Source organism: Burkholderia sp. SCN-KJ (assembly GCF_024656005.1).
GTDB lineage: Bacteria > Pseudomonadota > Gammaproteobacteria > Burkholderiales > Burkholderiaceae > Burkholderia.
Window position 1 is genome coordinate 33,656 of record NZ_JANKOG010000013.1, and the last position, 24,386, is coordinate 58,041.

The 24,386-nt window shown below is 69.0% G+C and carries 25 protein-coding genes; 10 read left to right on the forward strand and 15 right to left on the reverse strand.

Annotated features, from left to right (window positions below; genetic code table 11):
• Window positions 1-58: 58 nt before the first annotated feature.
• The 6 genes from NQV17_RS21420 to NQV17_RS21445 form a co-directional block, all read right to left on the reverse strand.
• Window positions 59-769 (reverse strand): CoxG family protein, encoded by a 711-nt coding sequence (locus tag NQV17_RS21420; protein ID WP_257773791.1) that lies wholly within the window; start codon window positions 767-769, stop codon window positions 59-61.
• A 28-nt stretch (window positions 770-797) separates the two neighbouring features.
• Window positions 798-1,157, reverse strand: coding sequence for a DUF427 domain-containing protein (locus NQV17_RS21425; protein ID WP_257773792.1), 360 nt, complete (start codon window positions 1,155-1,157; stop codon window positions 798-800).
• 138 nt (window positions 1,158-1,295) lie between these two features.
• The gene (locus NQV17_RS21430) at window positions 1,296-1,733 is read right to left on the reverse strand and encodes a carboxypeptidase-like regulatory domain-containing protein (RefSeq protein WP_124570685.1); all 438 of its coding nucleotides are present in this window, start codon (window positions 1,731-1,733) and stop codon (window positions 1,296-1,298) included.
• Between the two features lie 93 nt (window positions 1,734-1,826).
• On the reverse strand, window positions 1,827-3,311 hold the full coding sequence (locus tag NQV17_RS21435) for a DegQ family serine endoprotease (RefSeq protein ID WP_044844493.1): 1,485 nt from the start codon (window positions 3,309-3,311) through the stop codon (window positions 1,827-1,829).
• A 120-nt stretch (window positions 3,312-3,431) separates the two neighbouring features.
• The gene (locus NQV17_RS21440; protein ID WP_124570686.1) at window positions 3,432-4,778 is read right to left on the reverse strand and encodes an ATP-binding protein; all 1,347 of its coding nucleotides are present in this window, start codon (window positions 4,776-4,778) and stop codon (window positions 3,432-3,434) included.
• A gap of 3 nt (window positions 4,779-4,781) precedes the next feature.
• Window positions 4,782-5,444, reverse strand: a complete 663-nt coding sequence (locus tag NQV17_RS21445; RefSeq protein ID WP_044844495.1) for a response regulator — start codon at window positions 5,442-5,444, stop codon at window positions 4,782-4,784.
• Window positions 5,445-5,627: 183 nt separating this feature from the next.
• Here NQV17_RS21445 and dacB point away from each other — a divergent pair, with 183 nt between their 5' ends.
• The 3 genes from dacB to NQV17_RS21460 all read left to right on the forward strand — a co-directional run bounded on the left by dacB (window position 5,628) and on the right by NQV17_RS21460 (window position 9,749).
• Window positions 5,628-7,160 carry a D-alanyl-D-alanine carboxypeptidase/D-alanyl-D-alanine-endopeptidase gene (gene dacB / locus NQV17_RS21450; RefSeq protein WP_257773793.1) on the forward strand — a complete coding sequence of 511 codons (1,533 nt, stop codon included), beginning with the start codon at window positions 5,628-5,630 and terminating at the stop codon, window positions 7,158-7,160.
• Window positions 7,161-7,599: 439 nt separating this feature from the next.
• Window positions 7,600-8,514 carry a sterol desaturase family protein gene (locus NQV17_RS21455; protein WP_257773794.1) on the forward strand — a complete coding sequence of 305 codons (915 nt, stop codon included), beginning with the start codon at window positions 7,600-7,602 and terminating at the stop codon, window positions 8,512-8,514.
• A 95-nt stretch (window positions 8,515-8,609) separates the two neighbouring features.
• Window positions 8,610-9,749 (forward strand): SGNH/GDSL hydrolase family protein, encoded by a 1,140-nt coding sequence (locus NQV17_RS21460; protein WP_257773795.1) that lies wholly within the window; start codon window positions 8,610-8,612, stop codon window positions 9,747-9,749.
• 190 nt (window positions 9,750-9,939) lie between these two features.
• Here NQV17_RS21460 and NQV17_RS21465 read toward each other — a convergent pair whose 3' ends face one another.
• The 6 genes from NQV17_RS21465 to pyk all read right to left on the reverse strand — a co-directional run bounded on the left by NQV17_RS21465 (window position 9,940) and on the right by pyk (window position 16,736).
• A complete protein-coding gene (locus NQV17_RS21465) occupies window positions 9,940-10,968 on the reverse strand; it encodes an L-threonylcarbamoyladenylate synthase (RefSeq protein WP_257773796.1) in 1,029 nt (342 codons plus the stop codon).
• Between the two features lie 11 nt (window positions 10,969-10,979).
• Window positions 10,980-12,173 carry a 5-(carboxyamino)imidazole ribonucleotide synthase gene (locus tag NQV17_RS21470; protein WP_257773797.1) on the reverse strand — a complete coding sequence of 398 codons (1,194 nt, stop codon included), beginning with the start codon at window positions 12,171-12,173 and terminating at the stop codon, window positions 10,980-10,982.
• 88 nt (window positions 12,174-12,261) lie between these two features.
• Window positions 12,262-12,783, reverse strand: a complete 522-nt coding sequence (purE, locus tag NQV17_RS21475) for a 5-(carboxyamino)imidazole ribonucleotide mutase (protein WP_044844501.1) — start codon at window positions 12,781-12,783, stop codon at window positions 12,262-12,264.
• A 17-nt stretch (window positions 12,784-12,800) separates the two neighbouring features.
• On the reverse strand, window positions 12,801-13,691 hold the full coding sequence (locus NQV17_RS21480) for a phosphoribosylaminoimidazolesuccinocarboxamide synthase (protein ID WP_044844502.1): 891 nt from the start codon (window positions 13,689-13,691) through the stop codon (window positions 12,801-12,803).
• Window positions 13,692-13,922: 231 nt separating this feature from the next.
• Window positions 13,923-14,987: a class II fructose-bisphosphate aldolase gene (gene fba / locus NQV17_RS21485; protein ID WP_044844503.1), complete on the reverse strand. Its 1,065-nt coding sequence runs from the start codon at window positions 14,985-14,987 to the stop codon at window positions 13,923-13,925.
• Window positions 14,988-15,299: 312 nt separating this feature from the next.
• Window positions 15,300-16,736, reverse strand: a complete 1,437-nt coding sequence (gene pyk, locus NQV17_RS21490; protein ID WP_044844504.1) for a pyruvate kinase — start codon at window positions 16,734-16,736, stop codon at window positions 15,300-15,302.
• Here pyk and NQV17_RS21495 point away from each other — a divergent pair.
• Window positions 16,735-16,863: a hypothetical protein gene (locus NQV17_RS21495; protein ID WP_257773798.1), complete on the forward strand. Its 129-nt coding sequence runs from the start codon at window positions 16,735-16,737 to the stop codon at window positions 16,861-16,863. The two genes, pyk and NQV17_RS21495, sit on opposite strands and share 2 nt — an antisense overlap.
• A gap of 157 nt (window positions 16,864-17,020) precedes the next feature.
• Here NQV17_RS21495 and NQV17_RS21500 read toward each other — a convergent pair whose 3' ends face one another.
• The 3 genes from NQV17_RS21500 to NQV17_RS21510 form a co-directional block, all read right to left on the reverse strand.
• The gene (locus NQV17_RS21500) at window positions 17,021-18,217 is read right to left on the reverse strand and encodes a phosphoglycerate kinase (RefSeq protein ID WP_124521091.1); all 1,197 of its coding nucleotides are present in this window, start codon (window positions 18,215-18,217) and stop codon (window positions 17,021-17,023) included.
• 280 nt (window positions 18,218-18,497) lie between these two features.
• Window positions 18,498-18,821, reverse strand: coding sequence for an AzlD domain-containing protein (locus tag NQV17_RS21505; protein WP_124833665.1), 324 nt, complete (start codon window positions 18,819-18,821; stop codon window positions 18,498-18,500).
• Window positions 18,818-19,573: an AzlC family ABC transporter permease gene (locus NQV17_RS21510; protein WP_257773799.1), complete on the reverse strand. Its 756-nt coding sequence runs from the start codon at window positions 19,571-19,573 to the stop codon at window positions 18,818-18,820. Before NQV17_RS21510 ends, NQV17_RS21505 begins: the two co-directional genes overlap by 4 nt.
• Window positions 19,574-19,780: 207 nt before the next feature.
• Here NQV17_RS21510 and NQV17_RS21515 point away from each other — a divergent pair, with 207 nt between their 5' ends.
• The 6 genes from NQV17_RS21515 to NQV17_RS21540 all read left to right on the forward strand — a co-directional run bounded on the left by NQV17_RS21515 (window position 19,781) and on the right by NQV17_RS21540 (window position 24,369).
• Window positions 19,781-20,704 (forward strand): branched-chain amino acid transaminase, encoded by a 924-nt coding sequence (locus NQV17_RS21515; RefSeq protein ID WP_072442746.1) that lies wholly within the window; start codon window positions 19,781-19,783, stop codon window positions 20,702-20,704.
• A 50-nt stretch (window positions 20,705-20,754) separates the two neighbouring features.
• Window positions 20,755-20,949 carry a zinc-finger domain-containing protein gene (locus NQV17_RS21520; protein WP_006749970.1) on the forward strand — a complete coding sequence of 65 codons (195 nt, stop codon included), beginning with the start codon at window positions 20,755-20,757 and terminating at the stop codon, window positions 20,947-20,949.
• 141 nt (window positions 20,950-21,090) lie between these two features.
• Complete coding sequence (gene waaF / locus NQV17_RS21525; RefSeq protein WP_257773800.1) at window positions 21,091-22,128, forward strand: lipopolysaccharide heptosyltransferase II; 1,038 nt, start codon at window positions 21,091-21,093, stop codon at window positions 22,126-22,128.
• A 115-nt stretch (window positions 22,129-22,243) separates the two neighbouring features.
• Complete coding sequence (locus NQV17_RS21530; protein WP_096507184.1) at window positions 22,244-22,690, forward strand: nuclear transport factor 2 family protein; 447 nt, start codon at window positions 22,244-22,246, stop codon at window positions 22,688-22,690.
• 37 nt (window positions 22,691-22,727) lie between these two features.
• On the forward strand, window positions 22,728-23,765 hold the full coding sequence (locus NQV17_RS21535; protein WP_257773801.1) for a hydrolase: 1,038 nt from the start codon (window positions 22,728-22,730) through the stop codon (window positions 23,763-23,765).
• Window positions 23,758-24,369: a DUF2946 family protein gene (locus NQV17_RS21540; RefSeq protein ID WP_257773802.1), complete on the forward strand. Its 612-nt coding sequence runs from the start codon at window positions 23,758-23,760 to the stop codon at window positions 24,367-24,369. Before NQV17_RS21535 ends, NQV17_RS21540 begins: the two co-directional genes overlap by 8 nt.
• Window positions 24,370-24,386: the final 17 nt, after the last annotated feature.

Genomic DNA, 24,386 nt, shown 5'->3' on the forward strand with positions numbered 1-24,386 from the left:
CGGCGACCGGCCGGCGAACGGCCGGACAATGAGGCAACGCGGCGGTGCGCGCAGGCGCTCAGGCGCCGTTGATCCAGCGCGCCGCGTACAGCAGCAGCGCCACGAACACGACGATCGCTGCCCACGCCCAGACGGGCAGCGGGCCCGATTCGCGATGATGCACGGCGCTCGCGGCGCGGCCGCCGAGCGCGCCGCCAAGGTGCGGCGGCAGCGGACGCTTCGCCGCGGCCATCAGCGACGCCGGCCGCAGGAACACATGCTGGCGACGCTGCGGGCTCGAGCGCGCGCGGTTCGGCACGAGACCGTGCTTCGCCTGCACGACCGCGCAGAATTCGCGGAAGAAATCGTCCGTCCACTCGTGCAGCGCGTTCTCGATCTGCCGCGCCGGCAGCTCGGCGAGCGGCCCGCTCGCCGTCGCCCACACCACGTATTCGATGCACGTCGCGGCCGCGTCGTCATCGTCCGGCCGCAGCACGAGCTCGACCTGCCCGCGCAGCGCGCCGAGGCCGTCGGCCCGCGCCTTGAAGTTGAGCACGCGGCGCGGCTGCCCTTCCGCGTCGCCCTGCTCGCTCGCCGAATGCGCACGCACGTCGTAGCGCGCGCGCAGCGGGCCGAGCGGCACCGTGATGGTCAGCGCGAACTCGCCGCGCGCGAGCTTCACGAACGATTCGCAATGATCGAAGCTCGCCCGCAGCAGCGCGAGATCCTCGAGCGCCGCCCGCACGACGGCCGGCGCGAGCGGTACGCGTAACGTGTCGTTCAGTTCCATGATGCCTCCCCGATGAACACGCGCCGCATCAGGACGTCTCGACGAGACTGTCGACCCGTGCGACGTCGAAGGCGACGTAGTGCGCAAGCGCAGACACGGTCGACCCCGGTTCCTCGTAACTCCATGCGGCGCTCTCGATCACGCCGTCTTCGGTCTGCAGGTCGAAATACACGGCCCGGCCCCTCAGCGGACAGTCCGTCGTGACGCTCGACTTCACGAGCCGGTGCATGTTCACGTCGCCACGCGGCAGGTAATGGATATCCGGCAGGCCCGTTTCGCGCACGGTCAGCGCGCCGTGCGAATCGGCATACGTGATGCCGCGATGGATCACGCGCACGCGATGGCGGTTCGGCACGATTTCGAGGCGAGGGTCGGCAGCATCGGACATCGTTTCTCCTCCGGGCGGCGGTCCCGGCGCGCAAGCCGGGGGCAGGAAACGAAAAAGCCACGGCACAAGTGCCGTGGCTTTCATTATGGGCGAAACTGGGCCCGATTGCGCGGCCCGGCCGGGCCTGTGCGCGACGCGCTACTGCGCACTCCACTGGAACGCGACCTTCGCGCCGCCCTTCGCGCCGACCGTGACCGCGCGCGATTCGTCGCTGCCCTGGTACGACGCGTGCACGGTGTAGCGCCCCGGCGGCAGCTTCACGAGCATGTAGGGCCCGCGCGCGTCCGTCGCCAGCAGCTCGGTGCCCTTGCCGTCGACGATCCGCACATGGACGTCGGCCAGGTATTCGCCGCCCTTGCCGGTGAACCGCAGCGCCAGCGGCCACGCCGCCTCGTTGCTCTCGAATGCCGTCGATTGATCCTTGCCGATGCCGCCCGACACGTAGCTGACATCGCCCTGCTGGCTCGCCGCGGGCAAGCCGTCCGATTGCGCGTACGCGCCGGGCGCGGCGGCGGCGAAGCCGGCGGCCAGCGCCGCCGCGACGGCAAATCGGGACACGTTGCGTAGATATTGCATGGCTCCCTCCTTTCGGGTCGGAACACAGCACCACGGGCCGAACGCCGGCGACGCCCGTCGGGGCCGGCCAGGCCGGCCCGCAACGGCCGCCGGTCAGCTCAGGTCGACCGGCACGAAGATCTGTGCATTATCCCGCTGGATCAGGAGAGCAAGACTGTTGCCTGCTCCCTTGACCGCGTCGCGCAACTGCTCGGGACTGGTAACCGGGCGGCCGTTGACCGCGAGGATCACGTCGCCGGGCTGGATGCCCGCGCTGGCTGCCGGGCCGCCGGCCTGCTGCACGATCAGGCCGTGCGACAGGTTGGCGGCGCTGCGCTCCTGCGGCGTGAGCGGCCGCACCGCGACGCCGAGGCGCCCCTGCTCGACGGGGCCGCCGTCGTTCGATGCCAGCTTTGCGTCGGTCATCGCGCCGAGCGTCACGCTGATCGACTTCGTCGACTTGTCGCGCCACACCTGCAGGTCGGCCTTCGAGCCCGGCTTCAGGTTCGCGATCTGCGCGGGCAGCGACGTGGAGTCGGCCACCGGCGAACCGTTGACCGCGAGGATCACGTCGCCCGGCTGCAGGCCGGCCTTCGCGGCCGGGCCATTCGGGTCGACCGAGCTGACGAGCGCGCCGTCCGGCTTCTGCAGCCCGAACGAGCTCGCGAGCGTCTGGTTCAGCCCCTGCACGGCGACGCCGAGGCGGCCGCGGCTCACGTGGCCGGTCTTCACGAGCTCGTCCTTGACCTTGATCGCCTCGTTGATCGGGATCGCGAACGACAGGCCCTGGAAGCCGCCCGTCTGCGAGTAGATCATCGAGTTGATGCCGATCACCTCGCCCTGCAGGTTGAACAGCGGGCCGCCCGAGTTGCCGGGGTTCACCGGCACGTCGGTCTGGATGAACGGCGTGTAGTTCTCGTCGGGCAGCGCACGCGATTTCGCGCTGATGATGCCGGACGTGACCGTGTTGTCGAAGCCGTACGGCGAACCGATCGCGACGACCCACTGGCCGACCTTGCTCTGTGCCGGGTCGCCGATCTTCACGGTCGGCAGGCCGCTCGCGTCGATCTTCAGCACCGCCACGTCGGACTGCTTGTCGGCGCCGACGACCTTCGCCTTGTACTCGCGCTTGTCGGTCAGCTTGACCGTGACGACGTTCGCGCCGTCGATCACGTGCGCATTGGTGAGGATGTACCCGTCCGAGCTGACGATGAATCCCGACCCGAGGCTCGCGCTCGGCTGGTCGTCCGGCTGCGTGTCGCCGCCCATGCCCGGCACCTGGCCGTAGAAGTGCTTGAAGAACTGGTAGAACGGATCGCTCGGATCCATCGGCAGCTGCGGCTGCGGCACGCGCCGCGACACCTGCTTCACGACGTGCTTCGCGCTGATGTTCACGACCGCCGGGCCGTAGGTTTCGACCAGCCCGGAGAAATCGGGAATGCCGGTCTTCGCCGCGGCCTCGGCCGGCATCAGCGCGGCGGCCTGCGCGGGCGTGATGATCTGCGGATCGGCGCGGCGGGTGCCCGCGACATAGCCGGCGGACAGGGCGGCCGCCACGGCGACCGCGACGGCGCCGCGCGCAAGGAATCGGGTGTTCATCGTAGGACCTCCTCGTTGTTAGGACGCAGCGTAACGACGCTGACTTAAAGGAGGCTTAATCGACCTTGAGCGGGGCTTAGGCCGCCGCTACCGCGCGGCGCCCGCGCGGTGTGCCGTTCGTCATACGGATTCGGACGCCTGCGGCGCCGGCTGCGGCAGCTCGGCATCGCGGAACACGACACTCACGAGCAGGCCGCCCGCGGCCGCGTCGCCGAGCGTCACGGTCGCGCCCTGCTGCGCCGCCACGCGCTTGACGATCGCGAGCCCCAGCCCGCTGCCCGACACGTCGGCCCGCGCCCGCGCGGAGCTGTCGCGGTAGAAGCGGTCGAACACGCGCTCGCGCTCTTCGGCCGGGATGCCGGGGCCGCTGTCGCCGATCTGCACGCACGCGCGGCCTGCCGCGTCGCGCGTCAGCGACACGTCGATGCGGCCGCCGTCCGGCGTGTACTTCACCGCGTTGTCGAGCAGGTTGCCGAACATCACGCGCAGCGCGCCGACGTCCGCGACGACGGTCGCCGCGCGCGTCTCCTCGAAGCCGAGATCGATGCTGTGCCGTTGCGCGAGCGGTGCATGCGCGGCCACGCATTCGACCAGCAGCGCCTGCAGGTCGACCGGCTCGCGCATCGTCGCGCCGTCCGGTTCGGCGCGCGCGAGCGCGAGCAATTGCTCGGCGAGGCGCGTCGCGCGCGTGACGCCGTCCTGCAGATCGGCGAGCGCCTCGCGGCGCGACGTGTCGTCCTTCGCGCGCGCGACGAGCTGCGCCTGGATCTGCACGGCCGCGAGCGGCGTGCGCAGTTCGTGCGCGGCGTCGGCGACGAAGGCCTTCTGCGTGTCGAGCGCGGCCGCGAGCCGCGCGAGCAGCCCGTTCAGCGCGCGCACGAGCGGCTGCACCTCGAGCGGCAGGCGCGCATCGGGCAACGGATCGAGCGCTTCCGGCCGGCGCGCCTCGACCGCGCGCGTGAGGCGCTCGAGCGGCGCGAGTCCTTGCCCGACGATCATCCAGACCGCCGCGCCAAGAAACGGCAGCAGCACGATCAGCGGCCACAGCGTGCGCAGCGCGACGTTCGCCGCGAGCCGGTTGCGCACCGACAGCGGCTGCGCCAGCTGCACGACGTTGTCGCCGACGATCGCGCCGTACACGCGCCATTCGCCGCGATCGGTGCGCTCGGTCGAGAAGCCGAGTTCCGCGCGCGGCGCGATCGGCGCGCGCGGATGCGAGAAGTACATCAGCACGCCGTTGCGGTTCCAGATCTGGATCACGATGCCTTCGTCGCCGTTGGTGCGCGAACCGAACACCTGCGAAAACGGCTCGGACGGCAGCGCCGCGGCGATTTCCTGCAGCTGGTAGTCGAACAGCTCGTTCGCTTCGGCGAGCGCCTGCCGGTAGATCAGCCAGCCCGCGGCGCCCACGCCCGCGACGACGATCGCGAGCAGCCAGATCAATAGTTGATGACGAATCGACCGCACGCGTCAGCTTTCCTTGACGACCATGTAGCCGAGCCCGCGCACGTTGCGGATCAGGTCCGAGCCGAGCTTCTTGCGCAGCGCGTGGATGTAGACCTCGACCGTGTTGCTGCCGATCTCCTCGCCCCAGCCGTACATCTTTTCCTCGAGCTGGCTTTTCGACAGCACCGCGCCGGGCCGCGCGAGCAGCGCCTCGAGCAGCGCGAACTCGCGCGCGGACAGCGCGACGGGCGCGCCGTCGAGCGTCACCTGGTGCGACGCGGGATCGAGCGTCAGCGCGCCGTGGCGGATCAGCGACTCGCTGCGCCCCGCCTGGCGGCGGATCAGCGCGCGCATCCGCGCGCCCAGTTCGTCGAGGTCGAACGGCTTGACGAGGTAGTCGTCGGCGCCCGCGTCGAGCCCCTTCACGCGATCGGCCACCGCATCGCGCGCGGTGACGATCAGCACCGGCAGCGACTGCCCGCGCGCACGCAGCGTGCGCAGCACGTCGATGCCGTCGCGCTTCGGCAGGCCGAGGTCGAGCAGCAGCAGGTCGTACGTCTCGCCGCCGAGCGCCGTGAGCGCGGCGTCGCCGTCCTGCACCCAGTCGACCGCGAAGCCGTCGGCGCGCAACGCCTTGCGTACGCCCTCGGCGATCATTCGATCGTCTTCAACAAGCAGAATCCGCATCGGAACCGGAACCCATCTGACGAGTAAGACATGGCGACCATTGTAGCGCCGCGAATCGCGTGCGCCCCCTGCAATGCAACAGAAAGGCGGATTGCAAGGGGCACGTGCGCACTTGTCTCTACAATGTGCGCTCCGGCGCCGCGCGCGCCCTGCCCGAGCCCGATGCTTTTCCCGTATTCGCCCATGCCGATTTCCGATTTTTCCGCCCGGTTCGCCCCCCGCGCCCGCCCCTTCCTGCGGGCGGCCGCCGTCGTCGCCACCTGCACGGCCCTTGCGTTCGCCCCGTCCGCGCAGGCCCGCAAGAAGTCCCACAAGGATGCGCGCAAGACCGCCGTGGTGTCGCCCGCCGCGCGGGCGGCCGGCCTGCCGGCGTCCGTGCTCGTGGCACTGCAGCGCGCGAAGGTGCCGGCCTCGGCGATGAGCGTCGTCGTCGAGCGCGTCGGCGATCCCGAGCCGCTGATCGCGTGGAACGCAAGCCGGCCGATGCTGCCGGCGTCGACGATGAAGCTCGTCACGACCTTCTCGGGCCTGTCGATCCTCGGCCCCGACTTCCGCTGGCGCACCACCGCGTACGCGGACGGCCCGGTCGATCCGGACGGCACGCTGCAGGGCAACCTCTACATCAAGGGCACCGGCGATCCGAAGCTCGTACCGGAGGAACTGATCGACCTCGTCGACAAGATCCGCAAGGCGGGCATCAAGCGCGTGGCCGGCGGCCTCGTGCTCGACAAGAGCTATTTCGCCGCGTCGACGCGCGACCTGCCGTCGTTCGACGATGACGTGAGTGCGCCGTACAACGTCGGCCCCGATCCGCTGCTGTATGCGTTCAAGGCCGTGTCGTTCACGGTGACGCCGGGCGACGACGGCAAGATCGCCGTCGACGTGCTGCCGCCGCTCGCGAACCTGTCGATCGACAACCAGCTGGTCGAAGGCACCGGGTCGTGCGGCGCGGCGGCCGCGGCCGCGCGTCCGACGTTGTCGGCCGGCGGCGACATCATGACCGCCTCGTTCGCCGGCGACTATCCGCTGCGCTGCGGCGCGCACACCACGAACCTCGCGATCCTCGATCACACGACGTTCTTCGCACGCGGCTTCCTCGCGCTGTGGCAGCAGGACGGCGGCACGATCGCGGGCCCCGTCAGCGAAGGCAAGGTGCCGACCACCGCACGGCCGCTCGCGGTCCATCACAGCCCCGTGCTCGGGGGCATCGTCTACGACATCAACAAGTTCAGCAACAACGTGATGGCGCGCAACCTGTTCCTGACGATCGGCGCGGTCGCCGGCAAGCCGCCCGCGACGCCCGAGCAGTCGAGCCGCGCGATTCGCGCGTTCCTGCAGAAGAGCGGGATCGCGATGCCCGATCTCGACCTCGAGAACGGCTCGGGCCTGTCGCGCGAAGAACACGTGAGCGCGCAGTCGCTCGCCGCGCTGCTGCAGGCCGCGAACGCGAGCCCCGTCGCGCAGGCGTTCATCGATTCGCTGCCGATCGCCGGCATCGACGGCACGATGAAGAACCGTCTCACCAACGCGGGCGTGCTCGGCAACGCGCACATCAAGACCGGCACGCTGCGCGACGTGCGCGCGATCGCGGGCTACGTCGCGGGCGCCGACGGGCAGAGCTACGTCGTCGTCAGCTTCATCAACGACGATCGCGCCGAAGGCGCACGTGCGGCGCACGACACGCTGCTCGAATGGATCTACGCGGGCGCGCACTGACGACGCACGCGCCGCGACGCGGCGCACGCATGCCGCGCTGCCGGCTCGAGTCGGTCGCGGGCGGCGCCACCTGTCGGGGCGTCCCGCCTCCGGGCGTTCTCCCCGTGCAGTTTGAAACGGTCCCGGCCGCCGGCGCGCAGCGCAGCGCCCGCCAGCCGTGTCCATGAAACGGGGCCGCACCGTGCGGCCCCGTTCCGCATGGCTTCCGTTGAGACCCCGTCCTCAAGAAAACGCCGGGCCGCCCCAGGTTTTCCGCCCCGCAGGAAGTCCCCTCGGCGGCCCGGCGCGAAGCGACCGGTTTGAGCCGCTCAGAGGGAACCCTCTACGCTGCCCCCTCGCCTAGCGCGTGCCGATTGCGTAGGCTGTTGGCCTGACCGATATCTACAACGGGCCATACGCCCGGCCTCACGGCTTGCAGGGGAAAGGAGGAGACACGTCCATGCGATTCGACGTCGAATTGCTTCTGCTCGCGCTGGCGCCCGTCTTCCTGCTCTGCATCGCGTGGGAGGCCTGGCACCTCGCCCGCACGCGCGCGCAGGATCATCTCTATGCGTGGCGCGACACGCTGTGCAATGCGGCGCTCGCGCTGATGCACCAGGCCGCCGACAAGCTCGCGTGGCTGTTCGTGATCCCCGTTTATGCGTACTGCTACGCACATTACCGGCTGTTCACGTGGCACGACGGCTGGCTGTCGTTCGCCGTGCTGTTCGTCGGCCAGGATCTCCTCTACTACGGGTTCCATCGCGCGAGCCATCGCGTGCGCTGGCTGTGGGCCGCGCACGTCGTGCACCACTCGTCCGAGCGGATGAATTTCTCGACCGCGTTCCGGCAGAGCCTGATGTATCCCGTCGCGGGCATGTGGGCGTTCTGGCTGCCGCTCGCGTTCCTCGGCTTTCCGCCGCAGCAGATCGTCGGCGTCGTGCTGATCAACCTCGCGTTCCAGTTCTTCGTGCACACGCAGGCGATCGGCAAGCTCGGCTGGCTCGAATACGTGCTCAATACGCCGTCGATCCATCGCGCGCACCATGCACGCAACCCGCGCTACATCGACCGCAATTACGCAGGTGTGCTCGTGATCTGGGATCGCCTGTTCGGCAGCTACGTCGAGGAGTCGCCCGACGATCCGCCGCAATTCGGAATCGTCGAGCCGCTCGGCTCGAACAACCCGCTCGTCGCGACGTTTCACGAGTGGGTGTCGATGGCGGCCGACGCGTTGCGCGTTCATGGATGGCGCAACAAGCTGCGCGCGATTTTCGGCCCGCCCGAATGGGCGAGCGCTTATCATGCGCAGATCGCCGAGGCCGCAAACCACGATCCGCGCACCACGCCGCTCGCGGCCGTGCGCGACCAATAAACCGCTTCAGCCAACGGCCGCCGCGCAGCCAGTACCTGAGGAGACGCGCGGCAGATGAGAAATACATCGGGCCATATCTACGAGGAGATCGAACGATGCAGTCACAACGACAATTCCCGTCGCGCAACCGCCAACGCCTGCTGCGCACCGCGCAAGTCGCGATCGCGGGCGCCGCGCTCGCCTTGCTCGCCGCGTGCGGCGGCGGTGACGACAACAACAGCAGCAGCGCGTCGAACACACCGCCGTCCGGCGTGAAGATGCAGATCGTGTCGTTCGGCGACAGCCTGTCGGACGCCGGCACCTACTCGCAGATCAAGCTCGGCTTCGGCGGCGGCCGCTTCACGACCAACCCGGGGCAGGTCTGGCCGCAGCTCGTCGCAACCTACTACGGCGACACGCTGCAGCCCGCCAACCAGGGCGGCTTCGGCATCCCGCTGCAGGCGACGGGCGGCCTCGGCTACGCGCAGGGCGGCTCGCGCGTCACGTTGCAGCCCGGTATCGGCCACGCGGACGCGAGCGTGCCGAACGCCGACTACGCGCAGGCGACCACGATGCCGATCGCCGACCAGCTCAAGCAGTACCTGTCGCAGCACGGCAGCTTCAACGCGGGCCAGATCGTGCTGCTCAACGGCGGCGCAAACGACATCTTCTATCAGGCGCAGGTCGCGCAGGCGCAAGGCAACACGCCGGCCGCGCAGCTCGCGGCGGCGCAGGCGATCGGGCTCGCCGCGCAGCAGTACGCGGGCATCGTCCAGCAGATCGTCGCGGCAGGCGGCACGCACGTATTCGTGTCGAACATGCCGGACATCGGCGGCACGCCAATGGCAGTGGCAAGCGGCACGCAAGCGGCGTTCACGCAGCTGTCCGGGCTGTTCAATCAGACGCTCGTCGCAACGCTGCAGGCGCTCAAGGTCGACACGACCAAGTACGTGTTGCTCGACATTTTCACGTGGCAGGACGGCATCACGGCCAATTTCCAGGCGAACGGCTTCACGGTGTCGAACACGGGCACCGCGTGCAACCTGCAGGCGATGGTCAACGCGGCGAAGGCATTCGGCGCGCCGATGCCGTCCGCCTTCGGCTCGTCGCTGTTCTGCTCGCCGCAGACCTACACGACCGCGAACGCGGACCAGACCTACATGTTCGCCGACACGGTCCACCCGTCGACGCACATGGGTCAGCTGATCGCCCAGTTCGTCGAGAAGCAGATCGCGGCGACGGGCGTCGGCAAGTAAGCACCGCGTCCGGTCCGCGCAACTGCTGCGGACCGGACGGCGCATGCTTCGCGCCTGCGAACGCGAACACAAGTGAAAACGCCCGCCGGGTTCACCGGTCGGGCGTTTGTTTTTCCGATCCCGACGTGCTGCACGATGCATGCTCGTCGGCGCGCGACCTACGGCGCCGGCACGTGCCTCGCTGCCGCGCTCACCCCTGCGCTTCGAATGCGGCCGCCGCACGACCGAGGCGATCGTTGACCGCGATCCACTCGACGGTCTCGGGCAGCTTCTCGATGAGAATGCGGGCGACCTGCGCACGATCGAGCGCGCGCAGCATCCCGTACAGATCGCGCGCATATGCCTGCGGATCTTCCGGCGCCGCGACGAAATGCACGCCGTCGGCCTGCGCCCAGCGTCCCGCGCGCGACGCGCGTGCGACGAGCGCGACGCGTTCGCCGTCGGTCTGCGCGGCCGCGAGCAGCGGCTCGAGCGCATCGAACGGCAGCAGCGCGAGCGGCGTGCGCGGCGCGTAATGCGCCTTCAGCGTGCCGGACGCACGCGGCGCGGTCGCATCGCTGCCGTCGGGCAGGCGCGGCGCGCGGCCGAGCACGTCGGCGATCTGCTGCGGCGTCACGTGGCCCGGGCGCAGCAGCGCCGGAAAGCCGCGCGACAGGTCGAGGATCGTCGATTCGATGCCGACTTCCGACGGACCGCCGTCGAGCACGTGCACGGTGTCGCCGAATTCTTCGCGCACATGTTGAGCGGTGGTCGGGCTCACGTGGCCGAAGCGGTTCGCGGACGGCGCGGCGACGCCGCCGTGGCCGCCGCGCCGCGCGCTGAACGCGGCCAGCAGCGCCTGCGCGACCGGATGCGACGGACAGCGCAGGCCGACCGAATCCTGGCCGCCGCTCACGGCATCCGGAATGCGCGCATGACGCTTCAGGATCAGCGTCAGCGGGCCCGGCCAGAATGCATCGATCAGCGCCTGCGCATCGGCCGGCAGGTCGTCGGCCCAGTAGCCCGGGTCGCCGCCGGGCGGCAGATGCACGATCACCGGATGGTTCGCCGGCCGCCCTTTCGCCGCGTAGATGCGCGCGACGGCCTCGGGATTCGCCGCGTCGCCGCCGAGCCCGTACACGGTTTCGGTTGGGAATGCGACGAGTTGCCCCGCGTCGAGCAGCGCGGCAGCCGCGTCGATCTGCGCGGGCGTCACGGTGTTCGGGAGATCGATGGACATCGGCCGGTGCCTCAGTCGAGCGGCACGCGCAGCAGCTGCGCGCACGCGGTGGCCGCGGCAACCGCGTCGTCGCGCGTCTCGGCCGTGAAGTTCACGTGACCCATCTTGCGGCCGACGCGCGCTTCTTCCTTGCCGTACAGGTGCAGGTGCGCGGCCGGCATCGCGGCGACCGTGTCCCACGGCGGCGTGACGGACTCGGCCGCACCGTTCGGGAACCACACGTCGCCGAGGATGTTCAGCATCGCGGCCGGCGAATGCTGGCGCGGGTTGCCGAGCGGCATGCGCGTCATCGCGCGCACCTGCTGCTCGAACTGGCTCGTTGCGCACGCATCGACCGTGTAGTGGCCGGAGTTGTGCGGGCGCGGCGCCATTTCGTTCGCGACGAACGAGCCGTCTTCCAGCACGAAGAATTCGACGCACAGCACGCCGACGTAGCCGAGCGTATCGGCGATCCGCACGGCTGCCTGCTGCGCCTCCTCGACGCGCGCGGCATCGGCGGCCGGCGCCGGCACGACCGTCAGCGCGAGGATGCCGTTGTGATGCACGTTCTGCGCGAGCGGGAACGCGGCCGAGCGGCCGTCCGCGCCGCGCGCGATCAGCGCGGACACTTCGTATTTCAGCGGCAGACGCTTCTCGAGCACGCACGGCACGCCGCCGAGCGACGCATGCGCGTCGCGCGCTTCCCGCGCGGTGCTCACGCGCACCTGGCCCTTGCCGTCGTAGCCGAGGCGCGCCGTCTTCAGGATGCCCGGCAGCACCGCGTCGAGCGCGGCATCGTCGAGCGCGGCGAGTGCCGCCGCCGATTCGATCACGACGTGCGGCGCGACCGGCACGCCCGACGCCTCGATGAAACGCTTCTCCGCGATCCGGTCCTGTGCGACCGCGACGCAGCGGCCGGCCGGCGCGACGAACGTCGTGCGCGCGAGGAAATCGAGGCTTGCGGCCGGCACGTTCTCGAATTCGGTCGACACGGCATCGCACAGTTCGGCGAGTTCGGCGAGCGCGGCTTCGTCGTCGTAGGCCGCGCGCAGATGACGGTCGGCGACCGCGCCGGCGGGGCTCGTCGGATCGGGATCGAGCACGGCGACGCGATAGCCCATCGACTGGGCGGCAAAGCAGAACATGCGGCCGAGCTGGCCGCCGCCGACCATGCCCAGCCACGCGCCGGGCAGGATCGGGGAAACGGAATCAGGAGTTGCGGTCATGTCAGTGGTCGGTCGCGGCGAGCAACGCCCGCCGCAGTGGGGAAGATCAGGCGGCCGCTGGCATGGCAGTGCGGCCGCCGGTGCGCCGTCACGCGAGCGGCGGCAGCACCATCGCGTGCGCGGCTTCGTTCTGGCGCACGCGGAACGCGGCGAGCCGGTTCGCGTAGTCGACCGAGTTACCGGACAGGATCGACACCGCGAACAGCGCGGCATTCGCGGCGCCGGCCTCGCCGATCGCGAACGTCGCGACCGGCACGCCCTTCGGCATCTGCACGATCGAGTGCAGCGAATCGACGCCCTTCAGGTACTTGCTCGCGACCGGCACGCCGAGCACCGGCACCGTGGTCTTCGCGGCCAGCATGCCGGGCAGGTGCGCGGCGCCGCCGGCGCCCGCGATGATCGCGCGCAGCCCGCGCTCGCGCGCCTTCTCCGCATAGTCGAACATCTCGTCGGGCATCCGGTGCGCGGACACGACCTTCGCTTCGTACGGCACGCCGAATTCCTGCAGGATCGCGACCGCGTTCTTCATCACGTCCCAGTCGGAACTCGAACCCATCAGCACGCCGACGAGCGGCGCGCTGTGCGTGTGGGCAGTCTGGACTTCACTCATTTCGTGCGTTCCTTCCTTCAGGCGAGCGGCTGGCCGGTGATGCGCTCGAGCGCTTCCTGGTACTTCGCGGCCGTCTTCTCGACGACGTCGGCCGGCAGCGCCGGTGCCGGCGCGGTCTTGCCCCACGGCTGCGCCTCGAGCCAGTCGCGCACGAACTGCTTGTCGAACGACGGCGGGTTGGTGCCGACCTGGTACTGGTCGGCCGGCCAGAAGCGCGACGAATCGGCGGTCAGCACTTCGTCCATCAGGTACAGCTTGCCGTGGTTGTCGAGGCCGAATTCGAACTTCGTGTCGGCGATGATGATGCCGCGCGTCGCCGCGTAGTCGGCCGCTTCCTTGTACAGGCGGATCGAGATGTCGCGGATCGTCGCGGCCAGCTCGGTGCCGATGCGGCGCTCGGTTTCCTCGAACGTGATGTTCTCGTCGTGCTCGCCGAGCTCGGCCTTCGCGGCCGGCGTGAAGATCGGCTCGGGCAGCTTCTGCGCGTTCTGCAGGCCTTCCGGCAGCTTGACGCCGCACACGGCACCCGACGCCTGGTATTCCTTCCAGCCGCTGCCGGCCAGGTAGCCGCGCACGACCGCCTCGATCATGATCGGCTCGAGGCGCTTGACGACCACGGCGCGGCCCTTGACCTGCTCGACCTCGTCGGCCGCAACGACCGCTTCCGGCGCGTCGCCCGTCAGGTGGTTCGGCACGATGTGCGCGAGCTTGTCGAACCAGAAGTTCGCCATCTGGTTCAGCACGCGGCCCTTGTTCGGAATCGGCTCGCCCATGATCACGTCGAATGCCGACAGGCGATCGGTCGTGACGATCAGGAGCTTGTCGTTGCCGACCGCGTAGTTGTCGCGGACCTTGCCGCGACCGAGGAGCGGCAGCGAGCGGAGCGTGGATTCGTAAAGGGTAGACATCGTCTTTTCGCAGATAAGGAGCCAAACAAAAAGGGAAACGCCGTTCCCCGCGGCAGGCGGGAACGGCGGTCTTGCAATGCGTCGGCGAACCGCCGGGAGATCACGCCCGTCGGTTGCCGGCCGGCCCTTGTTCGGCCGGACGGAACGGCTGCCGGAGCCGGATCCGATCCGGCCCCAAGGCAGTCAGCCCCGGCCCGGCGCGAAACCGGGCGGGGCAATCGTACTACAGTCTCAGCGCACGACCTGCGCGAGCGCGCCGGACTTGTACTGTTCGGCGATCTTGTCGAGCGACACCGGCTTGATCTTCGCGGCCTGGCCTTCGCAGCCGAACGCGAGGTAGCGGTCGACGCAGACTTGCTTCGCCGCTTCGCGCGCGGGCTTCAGGTAGTCGCGCGGATCGAACTTGCCCGGGTTCTCGAACAGGTAGCGGCGGATCGCGCCGGTGATCGCGAGACGCAGGTCGGTGTCGATGTTGATCTTGCGCACGCCGTGCTTGATGCCTTCCTGGATTTCCTCGACCGGCACGCCGTAGGTTTCCTTCATGTCGCCGCCGAATTCGCGGATCTCGGCCAGCAGTTCCTGCGGCACCGACGACGAACCGTGCATCACGAGGTGCGTGTTCGGGATGCGTGCGTGGATTTCCTTGATGCGCTGGATCGACAGGATGTCGCCCGTCGGCTTCTTCGAGAACTTGTACGCGCCGTGCGAGGTACCGATCGCGATCGCGAGCGCGTCGCACTGCGTGAGCTTCACGAAGTCGGCGGCCTGCTCCGGATCGGTCAGCAGCTGCTCGCGGGTCATCGTGCCTTCCGCGCCGTGGCCGTCTTCCTTGTCGCCCTTCATCGTCTCGAGCGAGCCGAGCACGCCGAGTTCGGCTTCGACCGTCACGCCGATCGAGTGCGCCATCTCGACGACCTTGCGCGACACGTCGACGTTGTATTCGTACGAGGCGACCGTCTTGCCGTCGGCTTCGAGCGAACCGTCCATCATCACGCTGGTGAAACCGCTGCGGATCGCGGCCGTACAGACGGCCGGCGACTGGCCGTGATCCTGGTGCATCACGACCGGGATGTGCGGATACGACTCGACCGCCGCTTCGATCAGGTGGCGCAGGAACGGCTCGCCCGCGTACTTACGCGCACCGGCCGATGCCTGCATGATCACGGGCGCGCCGACCTGGTCCGCTGCCGCCATGATCGCCTGGACCTGCTCCAGGTTGTTCACGTTGAAGGCCGGCAGGCCGTAACCGTGCTCTGCCGCGTGGTCCAGCAATTGACGCATTGATACGAGAGGCATTGTGGAACTCCTTGGAATGAAAACCGGTGCGCCCTGACGCCGGCGCGGCGCTCGCTCCCCGTCGAATCCGGGGCGGCACGGCGCGGCTGAGCGTCGAATAGCCGCATTTTATCGCGAAGCGCCTCCGATTCCGACCGCCCGGTGGCGCGTACTCGCATTTTGTTACCTTCGCACGGCACAATGCGGCCAAAAAACAGAAAAAAAGCCGCGCGGGGCATCGAACCCCGCGCGGCTTTCGTCGAATAAACGGTGCCCGATCAGTTCGGGCGGCCGTCGGACCGGTCGACGGACCGGCCCGGTGCACGCCGGCGCTCAATAATGTTCGCCGACCCGCACGATCTTCAGCGTGTTGGTGCCGCCCGCCTGCCCCATCGGCTCGCCGACGGTCAGCACGACCATGTCGCCGTGCTGTACGTAGCCCTGCTTGACGACGATCTCGAGCGCCGCCTGCAGCGCCGAGTCGCGGTCGCTGTTGAAGTCGACGTGCAGCGGCGTCACGTTGCGGTACAGCGCCATCGTGCGCTCGCTGCCGACGCGCGGCGTCAGCGCGAAGATCGGCACGTGCGTGTAGTGACGCGACATCCACAGCGCGGTCGCGCCCGATTCGGTCAGCGCGACGATCGCCTTCGCACCCAGGTGATAGGCGGTAAACAACGCGCCCATCGCGATCGACTGGTCGATCCGCGTGAACGTGCGGTCGAGGAAATCCTTGTCGAGTTCGACGTGTTCCGACTTTTCCGCCTCGACGCACACGGCCGCCATCGTCTCGATCGTGACGACCGGGTACTTGCCGGCGGCCGTCTCGGCCGACAGCATCACCGCGTCGGTGCCGTCGAGCACCGCGTTCGCGACGTCCGACACTTCCGCGCGGGTCGGCACGGGCGCGTGGATCATCGATTCCATCATCTGCGTCGCGGTGATCACGAGCTTGTTCGACTCGCGCGCCATCCGGATCATGCGCTTCTGCAACGCCGGCACGGCCGCGTTGCCGACTTCCACCGCGAGGTCGCCGCGCGCGACCATGATGCCGTCGGACGCGTCGAGGATGCTCTGCAGCGCCGGAATCGCCTCCGCGCGCTCGATCTTCGCGATCATCTTCGGCTTGATGCCGTACGGCGCGCCCGCGATGTTCGCGAGCTGGCGCGCCATTTCCATGTCGGTCGCGTTCTTCGGGAACGACACCGCGACGAGATCCGCGCCGAGCGACATCGCCGTGCGGATGTCCTCCATGTCCTTCGCGGTCAGCGCGGGCGCCGACAGGCCGCCGCCCTGGCGGTTGATCCCCTTGTTGTTCGACAGCTCGCCGCCCACCTTGACGATCGTGTGGATCTCGTCGCCGAGCACGCGCTCGACGGTCAGCACGATCAGGCCGTCGTTCAGCAGCAGCAGGTCGCCCGGCTTCAGGTCGCGCGGCAGCTCCTTGTAGTCGAGGCCGACCCGCTCGTCGTTGCCGAGCTCGCAGCCCGCGTCGAGGATGAAGGCCTGGCCCGGCACGAGCGTCGTCTTGCCGTTCTCGAACTTGCCGACGCGGATCTTCGGGCCCTGGAGGTCGGCCATGATCGCGATCTCGCGGCCGACCCTGCGGGCGGCCTCGCGCACCATCTCGGCGCGCTGGCGGTGATCGTCGGCCGTGCCGTGCGAAAAATTGAGCCGCACGACGTCGAGGCCCGCCTGCATCATCTGCAGCAGAATCTCCGGCGAACTGGAAGCCGGGCCGATCGTGGCGACTATCTTGGTGGCGCGCTGCATGAAACTCCTCATCTGGATCAAGGTGGATGCGCTGGGTGAAACGCTGCGAGAGCCGGAATCGGCGAGCCCAGCGGCGGCCGTTCCGGGGGGCGTGCCGGTGCTTGCGCCCGGCATCGCTTTGTTCTGAATCTCGTGGTGCTGCATGGCCGCGTCGCCGGCGGCCGCCGGTGCGCGCGGGGTTGAGTTCGCCCGCGCGGGCGCGCGTTTGCGCTTGCCCGCGCCGGCCGGCTGCTCCGCTTTCGCGGAGCGCGCGGCCTTCGTCACCCCTGCGCGCGCCACCACGCTCAGGCCGCCCGCGTTTCGAGCACTTCCACCGCCGGCAGCTTCTTCCCCTCGAGGAACTCGAGGAAGGCGCCGCCGCCCGTCGAGATGTAGCTGACCTGGTCGTGGATGCCGTACTTCGCGATGGCCGCGAGCGTGTCGCCGCCGCCCGCGATCGAGAACGCGGACGATTTGGCGATCGCTTCGGCGAGCGTCTTGGTGCCATTGCCGAACTGGTCGAACTCGAACACGCCGACCGGGCCGTTCCACACGATCGTGCCGGCCTTCTCGAGCTGGCTGGCGAGCGCGCGGGCCGTATCCGGGCCGATGTCGAGGATCATGTCGTCCGCTTCGATGTCGGCGACCTGCTTCACCGTGGCTGCTGCCGTCGGCGAGAATTCCTTGGCGGTGACGACGTCGCTCGGGATCGGCACCGACGCGCCGCGCTCGCGCGCCTCGTCGATGATCGCCTTCGCCTCGGCGACGAGGTCGGCTTCCGCGAGCGACTTGCCGATCGACAGGCCGGCCGCGAGCATGAACGTGTTCGCGATGCCGCCGCCGACGATCAGCTGGTCGACCTTGCCGGCCAGCGACTTGAGAATGGTCAGCTTGGTCGACACCTTGGAACCGGCGACGATCGCGACCAGCGGACGCGCCGGATTGCCGAGCGCCTTGCCGAGCGCGTCGAGTTCGGCGGCCAGCAGCGGGCCCGCGCACGCGACGGGCGCGTACTTCGCGATCCCGTGGGTGGTCGCTTCCGCGCGGTGCGCGGTGCCGAACGCGTCGTTCACGTACACGTCGCAGAGCTTCGCCATCTTCTGGGCGAGCTCGTCCGAATTCTTCTTCTCGCCCTTGTTCACGCGGCAGTTCTCGAGCAGCACGACCTGGCCCGGCGCGACGTTCACGCCGTTCTCGACCCAGTTCGAGACGAGCGGCACGTCGCGGCCGAGCAGTTCGGCGAGTCGCTTCGCGACCGGCGCGAGCGAGTCTTCTGGCTTGAATTCGCCTTCGGTCGGACGACCGAGGTGCGACGTGACCATCACGGCCGCGCCGGCGTCGAGCGCGGCCTGGATGGCCGGCACGGACGCGCGCACGCGCGTGTCTTCGGTGATGTTGCCTTGATCGTCCTGCGGGACGTTCAGGTCGGCGCGGATGAACACCCGCTTGCCGGCGAGCTGGCCGGCGGCGATCAGGTCGGTAAGACGCTTGACTTGGCTCATGTTGAACAGATTGAAGTAGTGGATGGGGAAAGGGGGTTCACGCTGGACGTGCGCGGGCTGCCGCGAAAGGGCGCCGGATGCGGCCGTGGCTGGCGGTTCGCATGACGCGCACGGGTAAAAAATCTCGAACGGGCATTCTAGCCGATCCATCCGGCAGACTGACCCGTGCGGCGGCGAATTCCGCCTATTTGGGATCGCGCGTGGCCATCGACCCCTTGCCGCAATGCAGCAATGCGCGTGCGCCCGTGGCCGGCGCCCGGCCGGCCGGCGCGGCGATTCGTCAGAAGATCAGGCGCAGTACGGTGAAGACGAGCATCCCGACGATGATCGTACCGAGCATGCTGCGCCGCCACAAGAACCAGCCGAGGCCGGCGAGCGCCGCGTAGAACGGATGATTGGACAGCGCGAACGACAGCCCGGCCGGCGTTTCGAGCACGTCGGGCAGCACGACTGCGACGAGCGCGGCGGCCGGCGCGTAGCGCAGCGCGCGCTGGGCGCGCTCGGGCAGCACGGTGCGTTCGCCGCCGAGCAGGAACAGCGCGCGCGTGACGGCCGTGACGATCGTCATCCCGACGATGACGATCCAGATCTCGGTCGCGCTCATTCGATCTCCTTCTCGTGCACGGTTTCGGTCCGGATGCGCCGCCAGTCGGCCCGTTCGACGAAGAAATCGGCCATGCTGCCCGCCGCGAGCGCGGCCAGCACCGCGATCGGCAGCGCGAGCCGGTACGGCAGGTCGAACGCGACGAGCGACACGATGCCGGCGACCGCGACGGCCGCGAGCGTCGAGCGGTTCGCGACCGCCGACACCATGATCGGGATCAGCGCGAGCGTGCCGGCCAGCTCCAGCCCCCAGCTCGCGGGAACGAAGCTCGCGAGCAGGATGCCGGCGAGCGACGACACCTGCCACGACGCCCAGCTCGCGAGCGCCATCCCCCAGAAATACGCCTCCTTGCCCGGCACGTGGCCGTTCGCGAAGCCCTGTTTCTGGAACAGCAGGTAGATCACGTCGCCGTTGAAATAGCCGATCGCGAGGCGCCGCCACAGCGGCAGGTAGGAAAAATGGGGAGCAAGCCCGGCGCTGAAGATCACGAAGCGCAGGTTGACCATCGTGGCCGTGAGCAGGATCGTCCAGATCGGCAGCTTCGCGACGAGGAGCGGCAGCACCGCGAGCTGCGACGAGCCCGCGTAGACGAAGATCGACATCGCGCTCGCCTGCCCGAGCGTCATCACCGACTTGCTCATCGCGACGCCGGTGACGAGCCCCCAGGACAGGATCGCCATCAGGGTCGGGGAATAGTCGCGCGCGCCCTGGATCAGCGCGAAGCGGTCGGTGGCGGACAATCGAGCGAGCATGGGAAAGCGGGCCGCAGCGGGCGGTTCGTCCGGGCTCCGGCGTCTCCCGCCGGCACGGCCCGTCGTCATTGGAATCGGTGCCGGAGGATTATAGCCCCGGCCCTCGGCCGACCGACCGGCTCGACGCCAAATGACGCTAAAATATGCGTCTTTCCGGCTCAACGCTGCACACAACCCGCAGCACCTCACCGCTTCCAGGAGAATCCTATGTCAATGGCCGACCGCGACGGCAAGATCTGGATGGACGGCAAGCTGATCGACTGGCGCGACGCCAAGATCCACGTCCTGACCCATACGCTGCACTACGGCATGGGCGTCTTCGAGGGCGTGCGTGCGTACCAGACGGCAGACGGCAGCACCGCGATCTTCCGCCTGCGCGAGCACACCAAACGTCTGCTGAATTCGGCGAAGATCTTCCAGATGGACGTGCCGTTCGACCGGGAAACGCTCGAAGCCGCGCAGCTCGAAGTCGTGCGCGAGAACAAGCTCGAGTCGTGCTACCTGCGCCCGATCATCTGGGTCGGCTCGGAAAAGCTCGGCGTGTCGGCGAAGGGCAACACGATCCACGTCGCGATCGCCGCCTGGCCGTGGGGCGCGTACCTCGGCGAGGAAGGCCTCGCGAAGGGCATCCGCGTGAAGACGTCGTCGTTCACGCGCCACCACGTGAACGTGTCGATGGTGCGCGCGAAGGCGTCGGGCTGGTATGTGAACTCGATCCTCGCGAACCAGGAAGCGACCGCCGACGGCTACGACGAAGCGCTGCTGCTCGACGTCGACGGCTACGTGTCGGAAGGCTCCGGCGAGAACTTCTTCCTGGTGAACAACGGCAAGCTGTACACGCCCGACCTGTCGTCGTGCCTCGACGGCATCACGCGCGACACGGTCATCACGCTCGCGAAGGACGCCGGCATCGAGGTGATCGAGAAGCGCATCACGCGCGACGAGGTCTATACGGCCGACGAGGCGTTCTTCACCGGCACGGCCGCCGAAGTCACGCCGATCCGCGAACTCGACAACCGCACGATCGGCAGCGGCGCGCGCGGCCCGGTCACGGAAAAGCTCCAGTCGGCGTTTTTCGATATCGTGTCGGGCAAGAACGCGAAGTACGCGCACTGGCTGACGAAGGTCTGAGCGCGCTGCGCCACCGACCGCCCCACAAAAGAGTGATAAGAGAAAGTCTCATGAGCGAAATCAAGGAAATGCCGCTGGTCGAGCTGACGGCCAAGGATCTCCCCGCCTACTGCCCGAACCCGGCCATGGCGCGCTGGAGCGCGCACCCGCGCGTGTTCATCGACGTGTCGCACGGCGAGGCGCGCTGCCCGTACTGCGGCACGCGCTACAAGCTGCGCGACGGCGAGGTGGTGAAGGGCCACTGAGCCCCGGCCGGCCGGGCCCGCGGGCCCGCCGCACGCAAGGCGGCGCAGCCGGAATCCCGGCGCGCCGCCCTTTTCCTGTTCTGACAACCCGAACGCGGTGCCTGTGCACCGTGCTTCATTACGACATCGGAAGTCGACCTGATGCGTCGAGCGCTGGTTATCGCACCGAACTGGATCGGTGACGCATTGATGGCGCAGCCGCTTTTTGCGCTGCTGAAGAAGCTCCATCCCCGCATCGCGATCGATGCCGTCGCACCCACCTGGGTCGCGCCCGTGCTCGAGCGGATGCCCGAGATCCACGATGTCTACGCGACCGACCTCGCGCACGGCAAGCTGCAGCTGCTGCGCCGCTGGCAGCTCGCGAGCGACCTGCGCGACGTCGGCTACGACGCGGCGTACGTGCTGCCGAATTCGCTGAAGTCCGCGGTGATCCCGTGGCTCGCGAACATCCCGCTGCGGATCGGCTACACGGGCGAGCACCGCTATGGCCTGCTGAACGTGCGGCACGCAAACCCGGACAAGTCGGCCGAACGTCCGCCGATGACGACCCACTACGCGGCGCTCGCGTATGCGCCGGGCGCGAAGCTGCCCGAGTCGATGAAGACGCTGCCCGCGCCGCGCCTCGACGCCGACCTGAACGAGACGGCGCGCGTGTCCGCGCGTTTCAATCTCGATACGCGCAAGCCGCTCGTCGTGTTCTGCCCCGGCGCGGAATACGGCCCGGCCAAGCGCTGGCCGCCCGAGCACTTCGCGACGCTCGCGACGATCGTTCACCAGTCGTTCCCGTACACGCAGATCGTCGCGCTCGGCTCGCAGAAGGACGCCGCCGCCGCGCAGGCGATCGCCGACCACGCGCCGAACGTGCGCAACCTGTGCGGGCAGACGTCGCTGTCCGAGGCATGCGCGCTGATCGCGCGCGCGAACGCGGTCGTGACCAACGATTCGGGGCTGATGCACGTCGCGGCCGCCTTGCGCCGGCCGCTCGTCGCGCTGTACGGATCGACCGATCCGCGCCACACCCCTCCGCTGTCGGACCTGGCGAAGGTACAATGGCTGCATCTCGAATGCAGTCCCTGCTTCGAACGCGAGTGCCCGCTCGGCCATCTGAAGTGCCTGCGCGAACTCGGTCCCGAGCAGGTATTCGGCGATTTGCGCGGCATGCTCGTCGGGCAGCGCTGACCCTGGCCGGCAGCGTCGCACGACGCGCCGGGCAATCCGATTCACCGGTGTACGGCGGCTCCATCCGGGCCGCCGTGCTGAATACGGCGCGCGACGCGCGCGAGAGATAACCCCGATGCCACGTTTTGCCCGCCTTTTCGAAGCCGCTGCCGATACGCTGAACGCCTACTACCAGGCCGTCGCCGATGCCAATCTCGACGCGCTGCTGGGGTTGTGGATCGACGAGGACTTCGCCAGCTGCGTCTGGGCCGACGGCGAGCATCTGCACGGCCTCGACCAGATCCGCAGCGGGCTGGCCAACCGGCTCGCGACGCGCCCGGTGACGATCGAACCGCTCGACATCCGCGTGTACGACAGCCTCGGCACCGTCGTCTACACGATCGCCGAAGCGCATCAGCAGGCCGACCTGACGGCCGATCCCGACATGGTTTTTGCCACGTACGTGATGATTCACGAACGCGGCGAGTGGCGCATCGCGCATATCCACGCGAGCCCGATTCCTGAACAGGCGGCCGGACAATTCGCCGCGAAGATCCGTCACGGGCAGGGTCCGCTGCACTGACGACGTAACGAAGCAACAACGCATTAGCGGGGCGATCATGAGTACGGCTTCTCCGCCCACCTCGCCGCTGACCGGGGCCCCGGCCCCCGACGACGATTCACTGCGCTATCGCGCACCGCGCTGGCTGCCGAACAGCCATGCCCAAACCATCGTGCCCGCGCTGTTCGCACGGCGTCCGGCGGTCGCGTACCGACGCGAGCGATGGGAAACCCCCGACCACGACTTCATCGATCTCGACTGGGTCGCGCATCTCGACAGTGCCGCGCCGCCGCCCGACGCGCCGCTGTTCGTGCTGTTCCACGGCCTCGAAGGCAGTTCCGGCTCGCACTACGCGCTGGCAATGATGGCCGCCGCGCGCGCGAAGGGCTGGCACGCGGTCGTCCCGCACTTTCGCAGCTGCAGCGGCGAGCTCAACCGGCAGCCGCGCTTCTACCATCTCGCCGACAGCGCCGAGGTCGACTGGATCCTGCGCCGGCTCGCCGCGCGGCATCGCGGGCCGATCGTCGCGGCCGGCGTGTCGCTCGGCGGCAACGTGCTGCTGCGCTGGCTCGGCGAGCACCGCAGCGACACGTCGATCGTGCACGCGGCCGCCGCGATCTCGACGCCGATCGACGTGCACGCGGGCGGCCGCGCGCTGTCGCAGGGCTTCGCGATGGTCTATACGCGCAGCTTCCTGAAGACGCTGAAACGCAAGGCGCTCGCGAAGCTCGACCAGTATCCGGGGCTGTTCGATCGCGACGCGATGCTGCGGGCCGTGACGATGCGCGACTTCGACGAAGTCGTGACTGCACCGCTGCACGGCTTCGCCAACGCCGACGACTACTGGACCCAGGCCACGACGCGCCCGCTGCTGCCCGCGATCGACGTGCCCACCTTGATCCTCAACGCCCGCAACGATCCGTTCCTGCCCGAATCCGCGCTGCCGAGCGCCGCCGACGTGTCGCCGGCCGTCGAGCTCGACCAGCCGGCGGACGGCGGCCATGCGGGATTCATGACCGGGCCGTTCCCCGGCCGCCTCGACTGGCTGTCGGCGCGGGTGTTCGGCTATTGCTCGAAATTCGTCGACCATGGATGACATCGTCAGGCAGGCCCTCGCCAAGTGGCCGAACGTACCGCACTGCACCGGCTGGCTGCTGCTCGACCGGCGCGGCGAGTGGCGGCTGCGCGACGACGCCGCGCAGGCCGCCGGCGAGCTCGGCTCGCCAGTCCGGCATGCGGCGCTGAACGCGTTCATCGGGCGCAACTACGAATGCGATGCGCACGGCCAGTGGTTCTTCCAGAACGGGCCGCAACGCGTGTACGTCGAACTCGCCTATACGCCGTGGGTCGTGCGCCTGGCCGAGCGCGACGGGCAGCTCACGCTGGCCGACCAGACCGGCGCGCCGTTCGAGCCGGACGCCGCGTGGCTCGACGATGCGGGCGGCGTGCTGTTTCGCGCGCCCGGCACGCCGCCGCGCATCGCGGCGCTGCACGACCACGACCTCGGCCTGTTCGCCGATCACGCGGACTTCCACGCGACGCCGCCCGTGCTGCGCTGGCGCGACGGGCACACGCTGCCGCTCGGCAGTCTCGCCCGTGCCGACGTGCCGGCGACGTTCGGCTTCGTCGCGAGTCCCGCGCAGCGGGCGCGCCATCCATCGGACGCGTCGGACGATGGTGCCGGCAGTGCCGCAGGCTGACGCGCGCCCACGGCCCT

Excerpts from the sequence above, each read along its gene's own strand:
- NQV17_RS21420 (WP_257773791.1), bottom strand. The coding sequence starts at position 769 with ATGGAACTGAACGACACGTTACGCGTACCGCTCGCGCCGGCCGTCGTG.
- NQV17_RS21425 (WP_257773792.1), bottom strand. The coding sequence starts at position 1,157 with ATGTCCGATGCTGCCGACCCTCGCCTCGAAATCGTGCCGAACCGCCAT.
- NQV17_RS21430 (WP_124570685.1), bottom strand. The coding sequence starts at position 1,733 with ATGCAATATCTACGCAACGTGTCCCGATTTGCCGTCGCGGCGGCGCTG.
- NQV17_RS21435 (WP_044844493.1), bottom strand. The coding sequence starts at position 3,311 with ATGAACACCCGATTCCTTGCGCGCGGCGCCGTCGCGGTCGCCGTGGCG.
- NQV17_RS21445 (WP_044844495.1), bottom strand. The coding sequence starts at position 5,444 with ATGCGGATTCTGCTTGTTGAAGACGATCGAATGATCGCCGAGGGCGTA.
- dacB (WP_257773793.1), top strand. The coding sequence starts at position 5,628 with ATGCCGATTTCCGATTTTTCCGCCCGGTTCGCCCCCCGCGCCCGCCCC.
- NQV17_RS21455 (WP_257773794.1), top strand. The coding sequence starts at position 7,600 with ATGCGATTCGACGTCGAATTGCTTCTGCTCGCGCTGGCGCCCGTCTTC.
- NQV17_RS21460 (WP_257773795.1), top strand. The coding sequence starts at position 8,610 with ATGCAGTCACAACGACAATTCCCGTCGCGCAACCGCCAACGCCTGCTG.
- NQV17_RS21465 (WP_257773796.1), bottom strand. The coding sequence starts at position 10,968 with ATGTCCATCGATCTCCCGAACACCGTGACGCCCGCGCAGATCGACGCG.
- NQV17_RS21470 (WP_257773797.1), bottom strand. The coding sequence starts at position 12,173 with ATGACCGCAACTCCTGATTCCGTTTCCCCGATCCTGCCCGGCGCGTGG.
- purE (WP_044844501.1), bottom strand. The coding sequence starts at position 12,783 with ATGAGTGAAGTCCAGACTGCCCACACGCACAGCGCGCCGCTCGTCGGC.
- NQV17_RS21480 (WP_044844502.1), bottom strand. The coding sequence starts at position 13,691 with ATGTCTACCCTTTACGAATCCACGCTCCGCTCGCTGCCGCTCCTCGGT.
- fba (WP_044844503.1), bottom strand. The coding sequence starts at position 14,987 with ATGCCTCTCGTATCAATGCGTCAATTGCTGGACCACGCGGCAGAGCAC.
- NQV17_RS21495 (WP_257773798.1), top strand. The coding sequence starts at position 16,735 with ATGAAACTCCTCATCTGGATCAAGGTGGATGCGCTGGGTGAAACGCTG.
- pyk (WP_044844504.1), bottom strand. The coding sequence starts at position 16,736 with ATGCAGCGCGCCACCAAGATAGTCGCCACGATCGGCCCGGCTTCCAGT.
- NQV17_RS21500 (WP_124521091.1), bottom strand. The coding sequence starts at position 18,217 with ATGAGCCAAGTCAAGCGTCTTACCGACCTGATCGCCGCCGGCCAGCTC.
- NQV17_RS21505 (WP_124833665.1), bottom strand. The coding sequence starts at position 18,821 with ATGAGCGCGACCGAGATCTGGATCGTCATCGTCGGGATGACGATCGTC.
- NQV17_RS21510 (WP_257773799.1), bottom strand. The coding sequence starts at position 19,573 with ATGCTCGCTCGATTGTCCGCCACCGACCGCTTCGCGCTGATCCAGGGC.
- NQV17_RS21515 (WP_072442746.1), top strand. The coding sequence starts at position 19,781 with ATGTCAATGGCCGACCGCGACGGCAAGATCTGGATGGACGGCAAGCTG.
- NQV17_RS21520 (WP_006749970.1), top strand. The coding sequence starts at position 20,755 with ATGAGCGAAATCAAGGAAATGCCGCTGGTCGAGCTGACGGCCAAGGAT.
- waaF (WP_257773800.1), top strand. The coding sequence starts at position 21,091 with ATGCGTCGAGCGCTGGTTATCGCACCGAACTGGATCGGTGACGCATTG.
- NQV17_RS21530 (WP_096507184.1), top strand. The coding sequence starts at position 22,244 with ATGCCACGTTTTGCCCGCCTTTTCGAAGCCGCTGCCGATACGCTGAAC.
- NQV17_RS21535 (WP_257773801.1), top strand. The coding sequence starts at position 22,728 with ATGAGTACGGCTTCTCCGCCCACCTCGCCGCTGACCGGGGCCCCGGCC.
- NQV17_RS21540 (WP_257773802.1), top strand. The coding sequence starts at position 23,758 with ATGGATGACATCGTCAGGCAGGCCCTCGCCAAGTGGCCGAACGTACCG.